General features: G+C 57.8%; 16 protein-coding genes. 8 read left to right on the top strand and 8 right to left on the bottom strand.

Features of this window, described 5'->3' with window-relative positions; translation table 11 throughout:
- Positions 1 to 132: 132 nt before the first annotated feature.
- A complete protein-coding gene (locus AB5Y94_RS02420) occupies positions 133 to 519 on the bottom strand; it encodes a hypothetical protein (protein WP_005298645.1) in 387 nt (128 codons plus the stop codon).
- Between the two features lie 539 nt (positions 520 to 1,058).
- On the opposite strand from AB5Y94_RS02420, the gene AB5Y94_RS02415 reads away from it, so the two are divergent.
- The 3 genes from AB5Y94_RS02415 to AB5Y94_RS02405 all read left to right on the top strand — a co-directional run bounded on the left by AB5Y94_RS02415 (position 1,059) and on the right by AB5Y94_RS02405 (position 3,347).
- The gene (locus tag AB5Y94_RS02415; protein ID WP_368204660.1) at positions 1,059 to 1,592 is read left to right on the top strand and encodes a DinB family protein; all 534 of its coding nucleotides are present in this window, start codon (positions 1,059 to 1,061) and stop codon (positions 1,590 to 1,592) included.
- A complete protein-coding gene (locus tag AB5Y94_RS02410) occupies positions 1,589 to 2,020 on the top strand; it encodes a hypothetical protein (protein ID WP_368204658.1) in 432 nt (143 codons plus the stop codon). The genes AB5Y94_RS02415 and AB5Y94_RS02410 overlap by 4 nt, the downstream gene beginning before the upstream one ends.
- A gap of 454 nt (positions 2,021 to 2,474) precedes the next feature.
- On the top strand, positions 2,475 to 3,347 hold the full coding sequence (locus AB5Y94_RS02405; protein ID WP_368204657.1) for a hypothetical protein: 873 nt from the start codon (positions 2,475 to 2,477) through the stop codon (positions 3,345 to 3,347).
- Positions 3,348 to 3,535: 188 nt separating this feature from the next.
- Here the strand turns inward: AB5Y94_RS02405 and AB5Y94_RS02400 are convergent, their stop codons facing one another.
- Positions 3,536 to 4,018 (bottom strand): hypothetical protein, encoded by a 483-nt coding sequence (locus AB5Y94_RS02400; protein ID WP_368204655.1) that lies wholly within the window; start codon positions 4,016 to 4,018, stop codon positions 3,536 to 3,538.
- Positions 4,015 to 4,356 carry a DUF805 domain-containing protein gene (locus tag AB5Y94_RS02395; protein WP_368204654.1) on the bottom strand — a complete coding sequence of 114 codons (342 nt, stop codon included), beginning with the start codon at positions 4,354 to 4,356 and terminating at the stop codon, positions 4,015 to 4,017. Before AB5Y94_RS02395 ends, AB5Y94_RS02400 begins: the two co-directional genes overlap by 4 nt.
- A 191-nt stretch (positions 4,357 to 4,547) precedes the next feature.
- Here AB5Y94_RS02395 and AB5Y94_RS02390 point away from each other — a divergent pair, with 191 nt between their 5' ends.
- Complete coding sequence (locus tag AB5Y94_RS02390) at positions 4,548 to 5,585, top strand: helix-turn-helix domain-containing protein (RefSeq protein WP_368204652.1); 1,038 nt, start codon at positions 4,548 to 4,550, stop codon at positions 5,583 to 5,585.
- A gap of 1 nt (position 5,586) precedes the next feature.
- Here the strand turns inward: AB5Y94_RS02390 and AB5Y94_RS02385 are convergent, their stop codons facing one another.
- On the bottom strand, positions 5,587 to 5,814 hold the full coding sequence (locus tag AB5Y94_RS02385) for a hypothetical protein (RefSeq protein WP_368204651.1): 228 nt from the start codon (positions 5,812 to 5,814) through the stop codon (positions 5,587 to 5,589).
- Positions 5,815 to 6,066: 252 nt separating this feature from the next.
- On the opposite strand from AB5Y94_RS02385, the gene AB5Y94_RS02380 reads away from it, so the two are divergent.
- Positions 6,067 to 7,296: a DUF4062 domain-containing protein gene (locus AB5Y94_RS02380; protein ID WP_323902434.1), complete on the top strand. Its 1,230-nt coding sequence runs from the start codon at positions 6,067 to 6,069 to the stop codon at positions 7,294 to 7,296.
- Entirely contained in the window at positions 7,297 to 7,830 is a 534-nt protein-coding gene (locus tag AB5Y94_RS02375) for a hypothetical protein (protein ID WP_368204649.1), read from the top strand.
- A gap of 153 nt (positions 7,831 to 7,983) precedes the next feature.
- Here the strand turns inward: AB5Y94_RS02375 and AB5Y94_RS02370 are convergent, their stop codons facing one another.
- From AB5Y94_RS02370 to AB5Y94_RS02355, 4 genes are all read right to left on the bottom strand, one after another.
- Positions 7,984 to 10,401 (bottom strand): YgiQ family radical SAM protein, encoded by a 2,418-nt coding sequence (locus AB5Y94_RS02370; protein ID WP_368204648.1) that lies wholly within the window; start codon positions 10,399 to 10,401, stop codon positions 7,984 to 7,986.
- A gap of 137 nt (positions 10,402 to 10,538) precedes the next feature.
- Entirely contained in the window at positions 10,539 to 10,910 is a 372-nt protein-coding gene (locus AB5Y94_RS02365; protein ID WP_010634698.1) for a hypothetical protein, read from the bottom strand.
- Positions 10,911 to 10,993: 83 nt separating this feature from the next.
- On the bottom strand, positions 10,994 to 14,113 hold the full coding sequence (locus tag AB5Y94_RS02360) for an efflux RND transporter permease subunit (protein WP_368204646.1): 3,120 nt from the start codon (positions 14,111 to 14,113) through the stop codon (positions 10,994 to 10,996).
- Entirely contained in the window at positions 14,113 to 15,162 is a 1,050-nt protein-coding gene (locus tag AB5Y94_RS02355) for an efflux RND transporter periplasmic adaptor subunit (protein WP_042049317.1), read from the bottom strand. The genes AB5Y94_RS02360 and AB5Y94_RS02355 overlap by 1 nt, the downstream gene beginning before the upstream one ends.
- 306 nt (positions 15,163 to 15,468) lie before the next feature.
- On the opposite strand from AB5Y94_RS02355, the gene AB5Y94_RS02350 reads away from it, so the two are divergent.
- Both AB5Y94_RS02350 and AB5Y94_RS02345 read left to right on the top strand, forming a co-directional pair.
- Positions 15,469 to 16,926, top strand: a complete 1,458-nt coding sequence (locus AB5Y94_RS02350; RefSeq protein WP_368205005.1) for a diguanylate cyclase — start codon at positions 15,469 to 15,471, stop codon at positions 16,924 to 16,926.
- A gap of 33 nt (positions 16,927 to 16,959) precedes the next feature.
- Positions 16,960 to 17,826, top strand: a complete 867-nt coding sequence (locus AB5Y94_RS02345) for a patatin-like phospholipase family protein (protein WP_005298608.1) — start codon at positions 16,960 to 16,962, stop codon at positions 17,824 to 17,826.
- Positions 17,827 to 17,875: the final 49 nt, after the last annotated feature.

Raw genomic sequence — 17,875 nt, 5'->3', positions numbered from 1 at the left:
AACTGGTGGACAGAGTAGCACTCCCCTCCTCTCCCCTCCATCGGCGGCGCCAAAAGCAACAGGGGCGACCCGCCGGTCGCCCCTGTTTCTGCATCTGTTGCTTGCATTACACGCCGAATCGGCCTGCGAGGATCAGCCCCGTGACAGCCCTTTGAGGGACTGGCAGTCGTAGTAGGTGACCCGCGGCTTGTCGTTGTAGTTAAGGTCGATCACCCCGAACAGCATTTTACGGGCAGGAATATAGACGTGGACATAGTTGGCCTGCTTCTCGTCGGCCACCTTGACGCTCTCCTGGTTGTTGTTCAGATAGGAGTTGAGCAGTCCTGCGCTGCTATAGCGCTCCAGCAGGTTCATCGGGAGCTCTTCGTTGTGCTTGAGGGTGCACAAGTTCTCCGGCTTGGGCGGGAACTGGCCCACCACCACTTTGCGCCCTTGCGGGCTGGTCTTGTCAACAGAGGTCATGCTGCCGGCACAGGCCGTCAGCGCCAGCGCGGGCAACAACAGAAACAGTTTTTTCATGGGGTCTGAACTCACAGATGGCGGGCCATCCCGGCCCGGTTTTGCCGCGGTGTTGACCGCGACGCTCGCCGCCGCCATCACCGCTGTCGCTTTTTTGATATCTCTCGCCGAGCAGGCTCGTGTCGCGAGTGGCGCGCATCTTCACACCCGGCCCCTCGTTATTCAATCACTATTCAATCAACAGGACGGGAAGAGTGTAACCAGATATTTCAGGGCATCTGGCCGCCCCTTTGCCACCTCTCTCTGCCCTGCAAACCTGGCGGCGGCGCTGGCTTCGGACGAGTGTCTCTGGCTCCCCCAGCCTTCAGCGACGCCTGGGATGACGGCCTTATGGTCAGCCCTATGTAACTGATTGATCACCTTATGTTTCACCAACTGGAGCGAGAGCGGATCATAGGCTGGCAGGCCCATGGGGCCCGGCTGACCGCTTTCTTGCAGCAGCCGGCCTGCTGTCGATATCGCTGCAGAACAGGTTTCATATCGGTCTCTACTTGGCTACCATGCCCACCTTTCAAGGAGCAGATGAGGGCAAGGAACCGATGAACAACGAGATGCTGCAATCCCTTTTTCATTACAAGCGCTGGGCCGATGACGAACTGCTGGCGGCTCTCGCCACCCTGGATGCCGCGCAATATGGCGAGGCTCACCACACGGCCCTGCGCATCTTCAACCATATCCATGTGGTCGATACCATCTTCAAGGCCAATCTGCTGGGGGAGCCCCACGGTTTTACCGCCACCAATACCCCCGAGACGCCGACCCTGGCGGCGCTGCACGGCGCGGTCACGGCACTGGATAACTGGCTGGTGGAGTATGTGGCGACCCTGAGCCTGCAGGCGTGCAATACCCAGGTCCGGTTTCAGTTCACGGATGGCGACCAGGGGCAGATGAGCCGCGCCGAGATGCTGCTGCACCTGGTAACCCACGGCGGCTATCACAGGGGGGCGATTGGGCGGATCCTGGTGCAGTGCGGCATCACGCCGCCGCGCGATACCCTGACCACCTTCTTGCATCGCAGCGAACCTGAGCGGCGGGGCGATGCTGCCCTTGCAGATGACAAGGCCCGCCCATGAAGCGCACCTGTCTGCGGCTCACGCCGCTGCTGCCATTGCTGCTGGGCGGCTGCGCCGCCGCCCTCGATCACTACTCGGGACGCTTTCGCAATACCCTAGTGTCAGGGGAGACCCGCACGACCATTCGCGCCGAACTGGGCGATCCCCAGCTCTGCCAGCAGGCCACCTTTCTGACCGAGGATAAGGTGCAGGGCTGCGATCGCTTTACCGTGCTCGGCAAGATCCACAAGCGCGGTGACGGCAATGGCCAGGCCGCGGCGAGCGCCGTAACAATGGGGCTGGGGGAGCTGATCCTGGTGCCCATGACGGTGGCCAGCGTGGCGGCGGATTACACCGAGCAGCACACCATTACAGTCTATTACGATCGGGACGATCACTATCTCTTTCACACCCTGCTCAATGGCAAGGGGCAGGAAGTGTGGCAATAAGATGCCATCAACGATTGCATTCACTCACCACTATGCCACTGACAGAATGTTTGATCGCCTCTATTTACATCTACCGCCGGTATCACCCATCAGGAGAGAGCAATCTTTGGCAGTCTCAAAATAGATGCCAAAATAAGCTTATGTATCGCACTGACTGATAGTGCTTCCTGCTTACCCTACAGATCAATAAAGTCCGGACCAATAGAGCCCATACCGTTAGTTCAGCCTAGCTCTGAACATATTATTACTTGAGTTTTGAATTTACTACTTGCCCATATAGCACTAGCCGCATAGAATGCCATCCGAGTCCCACCAAAAGCAAATAACAGACTCTTTTATTAGTAATGGATGTTGTAATTTGGGGATTCAAGCATAGAATTTGTGATAGCGTGGCTAGATTGAAGCTGTCCCTCACATTTTCTTTTTAATAAAATTAAAATACAGAGTGGCTATTATGAAGTATATGATTCTTTCGCTATTACTCTCTACAAGTATTTCGGCAGCCGAGCAGGACTACAAGTTAATAAAAGATGAATGGGTTGATGGAAACATAGATAAAAACACATCATCATCATCAACAATTTTAGCTCAGATTGAAGGAAATATAATTGCCCCGGGAAGCTCAGGAGATAATATAAACGGTGCATTCATGGAGGATAATAAACTTATCCAACTGAAACAAAATATAAATAAGAACACTACTTATTATTTGGGCAAGCTTATTGCTGAACGACAATATCAAGGTGTTTGGTATGACATGACGGGGAGAGGTGGAGATTTCCGAATTGAGTGGGGTGAGGATAACAACCCTGATTGTCGTTTGGCAACAGAAACTGGATGGTATCATGACCTATATTGCAATGCTGATATAGATGGTGGTGGATGGCGTCTTGTTGCTGTACGAACCAATAACACTCCATATGTTCAAGTTGATAAAATCACGACTCTAACAAATAATCAATATCTCAACCCTGGGGCTTGGGCACAATTAAAAGATGAGTCAACTGAGATTTTGTTTGTTCAACCAAACACTAAATTATGGGGAATTATGAACATTGCTCAAGCCAGTAATGCTGCATTCTGCTCCCCGCTTGACAACAATTTAGGAAAAGCAAGGATTATTCATGCAGAAAAATATGGTTGTGATGGAGCTAATTTAGATTATACAATTGTTGGTCACCCGAGCAGTAAAGATTATCAAGGTAGTTTCTACGGATATAAGAAGGATAACTGGACCAGTGCTTATCCAAATCTATGGATAAAGTCAAATTGGCATCCTCAAAGACAGTTTGCATATAGTAACCAGTTAATGGTTTTTGTAAGATAAGAATTTTTACTTACTGGGATAAGCCATTTTCCATAAAATGGCTTATTTGTTATGACTAAAATAATAAATGCCTTGAATTTCAATAAATCATCGCATCCATCATCCTTTTAACTCTAATTGGTAGATCATCACGCCAGTTCGGTCAGGGTGCCTTACTGGGCCGGCGCATCCTCCCGACGAGGGAGGTCTCATTGACAACGCAGCGCCGGTTTGTCTTCCAGCAGCCAGGCTATCCAGCGCCGCCGCGAGTTCAGCACAAACCCTTCGTCGGCCGCGATCCCGCTGACGATATAGCCGTCGGCCGCCGGGTCAGCGGCCTCGCGGGAGAAGGTGAAGTCGCTGCTGTTCACCCGCTCCCCCTTGCTGAGCGCCGCATCAAGCCGCGGCGTCATGACGACGATGGCCAGCCCCGCAGCAGAGTCGATGCCAAGGCCGCTGCTCGCCGCCTTGCCGACCGCCACCGGCACCCGGATGGCGCAGTGACGTCCCTCGGCATCCGTGGTGGTATAGGTTCCCTCCCCCACCCGCCCTTGCAGCCACAGCAGCTCGCCACGGGTCAGACTGTCGACCTGCAGCAGGCCCAGTGCCCCCTTGGGAAAATCGTGGGGATTGTCGACGACGGCCACAGCCAGCGAGCAGCACAACATAAACAGCCAGAGTGCGTGTCTCATGCCGATGCCTCCTTGCCAACATGGGTTGCCTCGCTTTGCTGCGCCAACAAATAGATAAGCAGCAAGGGCCCCACGGCCGGCACCAGAAAGACCCAGCCCCACCAACCGGAGCGGCCGGTGTCGTGCAAACGACGCACGATAACCGCAATCAGGGGCACGCTGCTTACCAGGCCGTAGCTCAGATCCAGCCAGCCCAGGCTGGCAAGCAGCACGTCCAGCCAGATACAGATCAGGGTGATCAGCAGATGGCCCAACATGAACCACCCACATTCGGCCCGGGTGGCACGACCCGAAAAATCCAGGGCGCGTTGCCACCCCAGCCAATAGAAAGAGAACATGGATACCTGCCTGTTATGGTGATTGGGAGCCCTTATCATGGGGAGCAAAGCGCCCCCGGGCGTCCTCAAACCGGTTTCAGGTCGTCCTCGAACCGCGCCCGCGCCATCATGGGCTTCATTCGCCTGACCCAAGCCGTTATGCTGGCATGCAGCCGCCGGTCAACGGCTTCTCTTTGCACACGGGATACATGATGCTGGCCATACCCATACCCTTTATCGTCTCCTTGCTGCTGGCACTGCTGGCCGCCGTGCTGCTGGCGCGCCTCGGGCGATCTGCCAGAACGACCGCCCTCTTTTTGCTGCTGTGCGCCATCACCACCGGCGTGGTGGGGCTGCGCTGGACCTTCGATCTGGCGCTGCTCACTCTCGCGCAGCCGATCCTCGCCTCACTTATCCCGGTGGCCGCCTGGCATATCTTCAGCCAGGCCAAGGCGCCAGGGGCCCGTGTCTCCTGGCTGCACGGCGTCGGCCCCGCGCTGGTTGCCCTCGGCATGCTGACCCACAACTGGTTGCCACTGCCACTGGATGGCCTGCTGACCGCCATCTATCTCTGCTACGGCATCGCGCTGGTGCGCTTTACCGATAAGACCCAGCTGCTTTATGTCTCGTTCAATGAGTGGGAGGGGGTCAGGCGGACGGAACATATCGCAGGCTGGATGCTGCTGTTTTCGACGGCCATCGATGCCACCGTCTCCCTCGACTTCGCCTTCAATCAAGGCCAGCTGGCGCCCTATATCCTGTCGCTGGGTCACCTGATGCTGGTGCCCATGCTGGCGGCGGCCGTGGTGATGGTGGGGGTCAATACCCCTGACGCAGAAGAGGAGGAGATGCCAGCCTCCGAACCCGAGCCTGCGGAGAAAGCACCGCTGCTGAGCGACGATCGTGCCCGGGAGATAGTGGCCCAGCTCGATAACCTGATGAAGGAGAAAGCCTGCTATCTGGATCCTGAGCTGACCCTGGCCCGTCTCTCACGCAAACTGGGCATTCCCGCCAAGCAGATATCCAGTGCCGTCAATCTGGTGCGCCAGCAGAGCATCCCCAGGGTCATCAACGAATATCGGATTGCCCATGCCAGACAGGCTCTGCTTAACACGGATGAGAGCATTACCCAGATCTTGATGAACGCCGGTTTTCAGACCAAATCCAATTTCAATCGCGAATTTCAGCGCATCACCGGCCTGACTCCCAGCCAGTTCAGAGCAAGGCGCGACCTGTCGGCCGCCTCCTGAATCAGTCGCCGGCTCTCGTTTGCTCCCGGCGATCCAGCCACTTGCCCATCCTGGCCCCCAGCTCGGCGCAGACCAGCGCCGTCACGGCGGCCCAGAGCATCTGGTTGCCATCAAAGCCCGCCTGCTTTTCAAAGAAAAAAGGCACCAGCAGATTGAAGCCGATGATCCCGAGCAGCAGCCCAAGGCCGCTGCCCACCTTCTCCCTGCGGGATCGCGTTTTTATTGCCATCTATTGCTCCTGCTGAGATGAGATAAAGGGGCACCGCTCACCCCTGCCGATATCCCCGGCAAGATAACAAAGCCTCCCCCAATCGGGACAGTCATCTTTTGGGGCGATAAAAATAGCCATATATACCCCTTTCAAATCCATTTGCTGATCCAGTTCAAAAAACGATGAAATTCTGATGGTTAGATCATTCTAAGGCTCGCCGATGCAGTTTCGTTTGGCATACCATAGCTGCCTAGAACCTGTTGAGCTGCGATGGGTTGCTGCCCTCGCTGGTCAAGGGAGCATATTGGAAGCAGTAATACATGGGCGGTAGCGTGGGATTTAGTGGCATTATGCCTTACTCAAAAAGGTGAGTGCCAAAAATTTCCAAAAAATATTGAAAACAGTTTTTCACATAGGAAAATTATGGCAACTCCAAAGGTATTTATAAGCTCAACATGCTTTGATCTAAGTGAAATAAGAGAACAACTATCTAAATTTGTTAAATCCTTTGGATTCGAACCAGTGCTCAGTGAGAATGGTGATGTTTTTTATCATCCTGAATTACATACACATGAATCTTGTGTACATGAGGTGTCCAATTGTCAGATGTTCATTTTGATAATTGGAGGGCGATTTGGTGGTGAGTATGTTGCCGATAGAAAAAAATCTATCACAAATGCTGAATATACAGCTGCTAGGGAGCAAAAAATACCAATATTTACTTATATAAGAGAAAATGTAATATCAAACCATTTTATTTACATCCAAAATAAGAAAAAAGAGTTTGTTTCTGATATCTCCTACCCTGCAATAGAAAAACAAGAACATGCAATTGACATATTTAACTTTATTGATGAAGTTAGACGATCGCCAACTAATAACGCATTCGAAGGATTCAAAAACTTTCAAGACATTGAAAATCATCTGAGAAAGCAATGGGCAGGGATGTTTTTCGATCTTCTAAAATCTAAAGAAGTTAAAGCACAAATTGATGCTACAAATCATCTAATTTCAGGGATCATGACATCAAGCAGTAAGCTTGAGGAATTAATAAAAAGCTTATATCGCTCATCCAATGAGGGTAAAGCGGAGCAAGAAATAACGTCTATAGAAACTTATAGTTTAGTTGAACGATTCTTTGATGATGTACTATTTCCATCTTGGCAAGATAATGAATACTATCCTCTCGATGAAAACAAGTTTGATCCTGAAAAATTATCTAAAACATCTCCTGATAATCTAAACTGGTATAGTTACCTAATTGAACTCGGATTATTTTCTCCATCTTTAATCCCTGCTGATCCTGATGATCAAAACTCTGAGTGGATGGATGCTATAGAGTGCACAGCAAATATTTATGAAGATAGAGTTTTTGTTTTGGGAATTAATGATAGCCAAAGTAAAACAAGAGAGTATTTGTTTGAAAAAGGGGTTAAAGAATCGACTGAAGAACAACGTAAAAAGGTATTGGCAAGGATGCTCAAAAAATACTCAGCGTAAGTGTTGGATTTTAAAAAATCTCAGCAGGAAATTCAATTTAAATACCTACTTAACTATGGGTATAAAGAAGGTCTAGAAATGGCTATAGAATGGATACCTAAATTTGGTGATGTTAAAACTCTACAGGGATTAAGCAAGTTGCTTGTTGGCCCTATTCTAGTGGCTAGCTTCATTGCCAATACAGGATTAGTTGTCGAAAATGACATTTTTATCATAGCTATTCCAGAAAATGGAACTTTCTCAGAGTATTGGCTCTATTTTATTGGTATATTTATATTTAAAACTATAGAAGTATTGTTCGCATTTTATTTTCCTGTAGCTATTATTAAAAATTTTAGATATAAACTGGGGCCTGACTGGTTTCATATTTTTGGAGTTTTAGGCCTTACTTTCGGATTTTGTGGGATTTTCTCGGCAGGCTCAATTGAATTTTTTAAGACAGTACACCCATCTACATACTATGCGTCAATAGTTGCTGGTTTCTATCTTCTTTCTGAGAAATGGTCAAATGAAATAACACAAAAAATAGATTAATTTATATTCCAAACATATATTAAGACACTAAATTAATTGTTGGCAGAAATCTCACATATTATTTTCGACGCCTCAACTATCCCCAAGCTCTAAAACAAAAAGGCGACCATCTAGTCGCCTTTTTTATTTCTATCGATTTCCAATCAGGAAAACTCACCGCGCCGGTCGCTTGGCACCATTGCTTTTGGCCGCGGGCTTGCCGCCCTGAGTGGCAGGTTTGGCAGAGCCGGCGCGGGTCGGGGTTTTACCTTTGTGGGCGGGTTTGCCGACCGGTTTGCTCTTACCAGCACTCTGGCCTGCGCCCTGACCTGTACCTTGCGAACTGGGCTTGCCGTTGCCAGCCCCTTTCTGCAACTGGGATCCCACCGGTTTGCCATTGCCCGCCTTGCCGCCGTTTCGGCTGGCCGCCGGGGCATTGCCTGCACCGGCCTCGCTGCGGGCGGCCTTGTTGCCAATCCCGTTGCTGCGCTGGTGAGTGATGGCACTGTGGCGGGTCAATGCAGGTTTCAGGCCCTTGCCGCGGCTGCGCTCGGCCTTGGCTTCGCCACGCCCTTCCGGCGGCACCAGGCAGTCGGGGCCATTGCCGATCAGGTGGCCCTTGCCCATCTCCAGCAGGGCCTCGCGGATCATCGGCCAGCCGGCCGGATCGTGGTAGCGCAGCAGCGCCTTGTGCAGGCGACGGCGACGCTCCCCTTTCACCACGAACACGTCCCCGCCCTGGCGGCTCACCTTGTTGAGCGGGTTTTTCTCGGTGTAATACATGGTGGTGGCGTTGGCCAGCGGCGACGGGTAGAAGTTCTGCACCTGATCGAGCTTGAAGCGGTTGGACTTGATCCAGAGCGCCATGTTCACCATGTCTTCATCCGTGGTGCCCGGGTGGGCGGAGATGAAGTAGGGGATCAGGTACTGCTGCTTGCCCGCCTCTTTGGAGTACTTGTCGAACAGCTCCTTGAAGCTGTAGTAGCTGCCCATGCCCGGCTTCATCATCTTGGAGAGCGGGCCCTCCTCGGTGTGTTCCGGCGCGATCTTGAGGTAGCCGCCGACGTGGTACTTGGCCAGCTCCTTGATATAGCGCGGATCTTCCACCGCGATGTCGTAGCGCACGCCGGAGGCGATCAGGATCTTCTTGATGCCCTTGAGGTCGCGCGCCTTGCGATAGAGGTTGATGGTCGGGCTGTGGTCGGTGTCCATGTGCGGGCAGATGGTCGGCCAGACGCAGGAGGCGCGGCGACAAGTCTGCTCGGCCTTGGGGCTCTTGCAGCGCAACTTGTACATGTTGGCGGTGGGGCCGCCCAGATCCGAGATGACGCCGGTAAAGCCCGGCACCTTGTCGCGGATCTCTTCGATTTCTTTCAAGATCGACTCTTCCGAGCGGCTCTGGATGATGCGCCCCTCATGCTCGGTGATGGAGCAGAAGGAGCAGCCGCCAAAGCAGCCGCGCATGATGTTGACCGAGGTCTTGATCATGTCGTAGGCCGGGATCTTCGCGTTGCCATAGGCCGGGTGCGGCACCCGCTGGTAAGGCAGGCCGAACACCCCGTCCATCTCGTCGGTTTCGAGCGGGAAGGCAGGCGGGTTGACCCAGATGATGCGATCGCCGTGGGCCTGGGAGAGCGCGCGGGCGCAGCCGGGGTTGGTCTCGTGGTGCAGAATGCGGGACGCATGGGCGTAGAGCACCTTGTCTTCCTTCACCCGCTCGAACGCCGGCAGCTTGACGTAGGTCAGCTCCCACGGCTTTTGCTTGGGCGGCTGCACCAGGATGGGCTTGGCCTCCTGCTCCACCGGCGCCGTCCCTTCGTCGTCAGAGCAGGGCGCCCCTTCCATATAGGGGTTGGGAATGGGATCGATGCGGCCAATCTGATCGAGCTTGCTCGAATCCACCCCGCGCCAGCCCGGCAGCGGCTCCTTGCGGATCACCGCAGTGCCGCGAATGTCCTGCATGGTGTCGATGGTCTCACCGCCTGCGATGCGGTGAGCCACCTCGATCAACGGCCGCTCGGCGTTGCCGTAGATGAGGATGTCGGCCTTGGCGTCGATGAGGATCGAGCGGCGGATGGTCTCTGACCAGTAGTCGTAGTGGGCGATGCGGCGCAGGGATGCCTCGATGCCGCCGATGACCACCGGGACCTCTTTATAGGCCTCCTTGCAGCGCTGGGTATACACCAGGGTGGCGCGGTCAGGCCGCTTGCCGCCCACATCCCCCGGGGTGTAGGCATCGTCGTGGCGCAATTTTTTGTCGGCGGTGTAGCGGTTGATCATGGAGTCCATGTTGCCCGCCGTCACCCCGTAGAAGAGGTTCGGCTTGCCCAGGCGCATGAAGTCATCTTTCGATGACCAGTCCGGCTGGGCGATGATGCCGACCCGAAAACCCTGGGATTCGAGCATGCGGCCGATCACCGCCATGCCGAAGCTCGGGTGATCCACATAGGCGTCGCCTGTCACCAGCACGATATCGCAGCTGTCCCAGCCGAGCTTGTCCATCTCCGCACGGGACATGGGCAGGAAGGGCGCCGTGCCGTAGCACTCGGCCCAGTAACGGGGATAGGAGAAGAGGTTGGTAACCGGCTGCATTTTGACCACCTGGAACAATTCGGGTCGCGCATTATACCGGCAGAGCAAGGCGGGGGCGACGGCTTTTTGCCCCTACGATAGATGCGGAAAAGGCGAGCCAGCGGGGCTCGCCTCAAAAGTGCGGGTCAATGGTCGGCTCAGGCCAGGGCGCGGGCCAGCACGATGCGGTTGTAGTGGCGCTGCAGTAGCTGATAGCCCCCCAGCAGGCACCAGACCAGGGCGGGCGCCAGGAACACCGGGTGGGTGGCCAGACGCAGCATCAGCAAACCCAGCAGGATCAGCGCAAACGGTCGGCTCTCGTAGAGCCACAGCGGCCAGCCCTGCTTTCGCATCAGCCGGTGCTTGTCTGGGCGGCGATAGGCGCCGCGCCGAAACCAGGCCAGCGAACCGGCCAGATAGAGTGCCAACCCGGCCAGCAACAGCCCCGGCTGATCGGCAATCCCCAACAACAGCAAACCGCTGCCCATGTAGGCAAAGGGCAGCGGCTCATAAATGGCTGATGGCAACATGACTCACCTCGAGTATCAAACTGGCTACATATTAACCCGCAGCCATTTGCTTGCCAGCCTCTGCCCCTATATGGGGGGCCGCATCAGGCGGCCGGTTTGTCCTGCTGCGAGGCGCCCTCGCTGGCGGCCAGTGCCTCGTCCACCTGTTGATCCCGCGCGCCGGTCATGCCGGCCCGTCTGGCCAGCAGATGGTAGATGGCGGGCACCAGCAGCAGGGTCACCAGGGTCGCGAGAGACAAGCCGAAGAAGACCACTGTGCCCACCGACATCCGGCTCTCGTAGCCCGCCCCCATGGAGAGCATCAGCGGCACGGCCCCTATGATGGCGGTGAGCGAGGTCATCAGAATGGGGCGCAAGCGGCGCACCGAGCCTGCGATGATCGCCTCGTCGAACCCTTCACCGCGCTGGCGCAGCTGGTTGATGAACTCGACGATCAGGATGCCGTTCTTGGTCACCATGCCGATCAGCATGATCATGCCGATCTGGCTGTAGATGCTCATCTCCTGCCCAGTCAGCCAGAGGCCGAGCAGGCCGCCGAAGATACCGAGCGGCACCGTCACCATCACCACCGCCGGGGTCAGCATGCTCTCGAACTGAGCCACCAGCACCAGATAGACCACCAGCAGGGCCAGAGCGAACACCATCACCATCTCGCCCTGGTTGTCGCGATAGTCCTTGGACTCGCCGGCATAATCCACCGTCATTCCGTTTGGCAGGTTGGCATTGGCCCAGCCGTCCAGGTAATCCAGCGCCTCACCCAGGGTATGGCCCGGCGCCAGATCCGCGGTCAGGGTCACCGCCTTCTGGCGCTGGTAGTGATTGAGGCGCTGCGGGCTCGCCACCTGCTTGACGGTGGCCAGGGTCGAGAGGGTCACCATCTCGCCGTTGGCTGCCTTGAGGTAGATGCGGCTCAAGTCGGAGACGCCATTGAAATCGCGCTGGTTGGCGCGCAGGTAGACGTCATACTCCTCCCCTCTGTCCACATAGGTGGTCTGGCTGATGCCGCCGAGCAGGGCCTGCAGGGAGCTCGCGACGGTGGAGACCGGGATGCCGAGCTGGTTGGCCCGATCCCGCTCTATGGTCACCTGCAGCTCCGGGGTCTTCTCGGCATAGTCGAGATCCGGCGTCTCCATCAGGCCGCTCTGGGCTGCCGCCTCTTTCAGGGCCAGCCCCTGCTGATAGAGCTCGGCGTAATCGGAGCCCTGCAGCACGAACTGCACCGCCGCAGTGGAGCCACCGCGAAAGCCCGGCTGGAAGGTGCGGATCATCACGTCCGGAATACCGGCCAGCCGCCCGCTCAGGGACTTGGCAAACTCGGTGGCGGTCTCATCCCGCTCGGCCCAGTCTGTGAGCTGGATGATGGCCATGCCGGTCTGATCGCCGCCGCGGCCGAAGGCCGGGGCACTGAAGCTCATGGCCTGCACCACCCCCTTGCCGAGCAGCGGCATGATGGCCGCCTCCACCTGCTGCATGTTGCGCTTCATCCGCTCGATGCTGGTGCCCTCGGCCCCCTTGACGAAGACGTAGAGCACGCCCCGATCCTCGGTCGGGGTCAGGCTGGTGGGCAGCTGAGCAAACAGGGCGCCGATGCCGCCCAGGCAGAGCACCAGCACCAGCGGGGTCCAACGGGAGTGATGCAGCACGGCGCCAAGCAGAGTGCGATAGTGCTTCTCCACCCAGCCGAGGCCGCGATCGAGCGCCGCCGTCAGCCGGTTGGGTTGATCCACCGAGCGCATCAGCCAGGAGCCCATGGCCGGGGTCAGGGTGAGCGCGATCAGCGACGAGAAGAGCACCGCCAGCGACAGCAGGATGGCGAACTCGGTAAAGAGCCGGCCCACCATGCCATCCATGAAAGCGATGGGCACGAACACCATCACCAGTACAGCAGTGGTGGCGATCACCGCAAAGCCCACCTCGCGGGTGCCGTGCCAGGCCGCCAGCAGGGGCGGCTCGCCGCGCTGCAGATGGTGGTGAATGTTCTCCACCACCACGATGGCGTCATCCACCACCAGACCGATGGCGAGAATAAGGGCGAGCAGGGTGATGAGGTTGATGGAAAAGCCCAGATACCAGGCGCCAATAAAGGCGGAGATGAGGGAGACCGGCACCGTGATGGCCGGAATGAGGGTGGTGCGCCCCTGCCCCAGGAACAGGTAGAGCACGGCCACCACCAGCACGGCGCAGATGGCCAGGGTCTCGTACACCTCGTCGATGGCCTGCTTGATGAAGATGGTGGAGTCGTAGTCGACCTCCAGGGTCGCCCCCTCCGGCAGGAAGCGCTGCATCTCGGCCATCTTCTTCTCGACCCCCTGCGCCACCGCCAACGGGTTGGCGGTGGACTGCGCGACTATGCCTATCCCCAGGCTCTCGCGGCCGTTGCGCTGGTAGGCGCTGTCTTCGTTCTTGGCCCCCACCTCCACATCGGCGATGTCGGCCAGATAGATGCTCTGGCCGTTGGCGGCGGTGCGCACCTGCAGCGCCTGGAAATCGGCGGCGGTGTGATAGAGCCGGGCGATCTGCACCGCCATGGTCATGCTGTTGTTGCGGATCTCGCCCCCCGGCAGCTCGATGTTCTCACGCTTGAGGGCGTCCTGCACGTCCGCCACCGTGACGCCGCGCGCCGCCATGTCGGCCGGGCGCAGTCGCACGTACATCACCTGGGTCAGATCGCCGGAGAGCGACACCTCGCTCACCCCGTCCACCAGGCTCAAGGGATCCACCAATACCCGGTTGGCGTAGTCGGTCATGGCGGTGCGGTCCATCTGGGTACTGCTGAAGTTGAGCCAGACCGCCACGTCGCCGTTGCCGTTGTCCTTGGTGACCAGAGGTTCATCCACCTCGTCCGGCAGCTTGGGGCGGGCGCGGGAGATGGCGTCGCGCACATCCGAGATCCCCTCCACCATGTTCCAGCCGAGCTTGAACTCCACCGTGATGACAGAGCGCCCCTTGCGGGTCACCGAGTTGATGTTCTTGATGCCGCTGATGCCGGAGAGCTGATCCTCGATGGGCTTGGTGACCTGGCTCTCCATGACGGCGGGGGCGGCCCCCTCGTACATGGTGGTGATGGAGACGGACGGCGTCTGCACGTCCGGCATCTCCCGCACCGTCAGCTTGGAAAACGCCACCAGACCGAACACGGTGAGCAGCGCGCTCAGCACCACCGCCACCAGCGGGCGGCGCACGGAAATATCGGAGAGCCACATCAGCCTTTGACCTCCGCCAGATCGTGCACGCTGACGCCGTCACGCAGGTTGACCAGCCCCTCGACCACGATGCGATCGCCCACCTTGAGCCCTTCGGTCACCCACACCTCTTCGCCATGGGTATCCCCCAGCACCACCGGCACCCGCTTGACCTTGCCATTGGGTTCGAGACGATAGACGAAGCGCTGCTCGCCGGCATACTCCACCGACTGGGCCGGGATCAGGGTCATCTTCTGTGGTGGCAGGGAGAGTTCGACATTGAGCAGCATGCCGGGGCGCAGCTGACCGTCAGGATTGGGAATGATCACCCGCGCCTTGATGTTCTGGGTATCGTTGGAGACGCGGCTGTCCAGGGTCTCCAGCACGCCGCGAAATGATTGATCCGGCCAGGCCGAACTGGTCGCCGTCACCGCCATGCCGGGGCGCAGCAGCGAGAGGTAGCGCTCGGGCACCGCCAGATCGAGCCGCAGCTTGGCCAGCTCGTCCAGATGGAGCAGAGTATCGCCGCTGTTGACCAGGGCCCCTTCGCTCAGATCGATGAGGCTGACCGAACCGTCGAACGGCGCCAGCAGGGTGCGCAGGGAGAGCTCGTACCTGGCGGCATCGGCGCGTGCCTGAGCCTGGGCGACCGTGGCCTCCTGCCCCTCCAGCTCGGAGGTGGTGATGGCGCCGCGCGCCACCAGCCGGCGCATGTCCCGCAGCTTGCGGGTCTCGTCGCGCACGCTGGCGCTCTGCTCGGCCAGCTCGGCCTGCTGCTTGCCGGCGTCGAGGGCGATCAGCACGTCCCCCTGCTTGACCTGCTGGCCGGAGCGCACCGCTATCTTGACGATGCGGCCCGTCACCTCGGGGCTTATCACCACGGAGCGGTTGGCGGCCAGCTTGCTCACCAGCTTGATGGAGGGTTCGGCCAGGCTCTGGCTGACCGTCTGCGCCCGGATGTTGACCTGACGTGGCTGGGGTTTGCCGGCAGGGGCGGAGTGGCGGTAATACCAGCCGGCGGAAATCAGCAGAGAGAGGCAGGCAAGCACCAGCCAAGTACGCATTTTCATCAAGCAATCCATGAAATTAAGAGAAAAGAGGGCACTTCATCAATGATGGTCACCATGTTACCCCCTGACTATGCCGTGACTATGTATAAATGTGACAAAACGTAACAAGAGTGGGGTGAGATCACCGAAATAGCATCCAGAAGAGATGTTCTCCATGGTTACTACCTAGACTGACAATTGAATCAGTGAAAATCAGGTACGACCGTCAATATGCCAATAACACGCTTTCACAATGCTCTACACCGACAGCATTGGCTGCCTGGTATTGTCGTCATGCTGTTGCTCGCCCTCACCCTCCATCAGACGCTGGAACAGCTCGTCGAATTCAACAAACAAGATTCTCTCCATAGTGCGACTCACTTGCAGTCTCAGTTTAAGCAGATGACAGCCTTCCTCGAAGCCATGCGAGGCCAGGCAGAGGAACGGCTGCGCAGCAATCCGCAGTCGACGCTGACCCGCCAGCTTTATAAGGTCCTTCACGTAGACCCGACGCGAAGATTCTCACTGGATCAGATCCCCCCCGACCTGCCCGTCGGGCTCGTTGGCAATCTGACCGGGCTAGGACCATTGCCTGACCCGGGCGGCGAGCGCGAAGCCAGGATCCACCTGGCATTAAGCCTCTCGCCTTTATTGTCCACCGCCACCAAGTTGCTGAAAGACAAGGTCACCTGGGTTTATTTCACCGGGGCAGATGATTTTATCTATGTCTATCCGTGGGTGCCCTCAAGCCGCTTTCATTTTCAACGAAAACTCTATCAACAATCCTACTGGCTGGATGCCCTGCAAAAGCAAAACCCCAGCCAGCGCGTCATCATATCGCGTCCCTACGCAGATACTGCAGGTCAGGGAATGATGATCACGCTGTCCAAGCCCATAGTGCGGGAGCAGATGCTGGTGGGAGTCATCAGCATGGATATTTTACTCTCACGGCTCGATGAGATGATGAGGGAACACGCACCACGAATTGGAACCCTGTTTCTGGTCAATCAAGATCACCATATTCTGGCCAGCAGCGCGCGGGAGCATAGCCGAGCCCCCAAGCCGGTAGAGGCATGGGATGGCTATCGCTGGCTCCAGGGGGCGTTTCAGTTCCAGTACGCCATTCCTGACACCGGGCTCACCCTGCTCCATCGCGTCCCTTTGCCTTCCCTGCTGTGGGCCCTGCTCAGTCAGTCCGCGCCAACCCTGATCGCCCTCTTCTTTATGGCCTGGGCCGTGCTCGCCAACCTCAAGTCCCGGCGCCTGAACCGGCAGCTGGATTACCTCTCCAACCACGACGCCCTGACCGGCGCCTTTAACCGCCACTACTTCGACGAGTTCGAGCGCCGCCATCAACAGCGCGGGGGCAGCGTCGGGGTGATCATGTTCGACTGCGATCACTTCAAGCAGGTCAACGACCGCTTTGGTCACGAGGTGGGCGACCAGGTGCTGATCCAGCTGGTGCGCCTGTGCCAGCAGCACCTGCGGCGGGAAGATGCCCTGATCCGCTGGGGCGGCGAGGAGTTTCTGCTGCTGGCGGCCAAAGGGGGCGAACCACTCGACCAGCTGGCCGAGCGGTTGCGCCAGCACATCGCCAGTCACCCCTGGCAGGAGCTGGCGCCAGCGCTGGCTGTCACCATCAGCCTCGGCTATCACCACAGCAGCGCCGAGACGCCGCTGCAAGAGGCCATCAGGCGGGCCGACGTGGCGCTCTACCAGGCCAAGGCCAACGGGCGCAACCGCAGTGAACCCTGGCAGGATGACGGCGCCGGCAACTGCGGGTAAGCTGATCCCCTCACTCATGTTCGGAGAGACAAAGTGGCACGAAAACCCCGTGTGGGACTGGCTCTTGGCAGCGGCGCAGCCCGTGGATGGGCACACATCGGCATCATACGGGCGCTGGAGCGGCTCGGTGTCAAACCGGATCTGGTGGCCGGCTGCTCCATCGGCAGCTTTGTCGGCGCCGCCTATGCCGCCGGTGAACTGGACAAGCTGGAGAGCTGGGTGCGCGGCTTCAGCCGCTTGCAGGTGGTCAGCCTGCTCGATCCGGCCCTCTCCGGCGGCCTGTTTCGCGGCGAAAAGGTGTTCGGCATCGCCGCCAACCACTTAGGGGATCCCGCCATCGAGAGCCTGCCGCTCCCCTTCGCCTGCGTCGCCACCGAGCTCGACACCGGCCGCGAGATCTGGTTGCAGCAGGGGCCGCTGCGCCAGTGCGTGCGCGCCTCCTGCGGCATGCCCGGCATCCTGACCCCGACCCGGGTCGACGATCGCTGGCTGGTGGACGGCGCCGTGGTCAACCCGGTGCCCATCTCGCTGGCCCGCGCCATGGGGGCCGAGGTGGTGATCGCGGTCAACCTCAACGCCGACATGCACCAACCCTGGACCGACGAGCCGGACGAACCCAGTGGCGGCAACCGCTTCAGCCAGTGGTTCAACCGGGGCGACAGCCCCAACACACCCGGCATGTGGAGCGTGATGACCGGCTCCATCAACATCATGCAGGAGCGCATCACCCGGGCCCGGATGGCCGGCGACCCGCCCGAGATCCAGCTCTGCCCGCGCCTTGGCAGCTTCTCCATCATGGATTTCCACCGCGCCAGCGATGCTATCAACGAGGGCGAGGCCTGCGTCGAGCGCAACGCCGATCAGCTCAAGGAAGAGTTGTCCCGCTTAGGCCTCATCTAGCACGGTTCACCGGATCCGCATCACCAATAAAAAGAGCGCCTTGCGGCGC

Source organism: Aeromonas sp. s5 (assembly GCF_040907865.1).
GTDB lineage: Bacteria > Pseudomonadota > Gammaproteobacteria > Enterobacterales > Aeromonadaceae > Aeromonas > Aeromonas dhakensis.
This window is presented reverse-complemented; position numbering and strand designations above follow the sequence as displayed.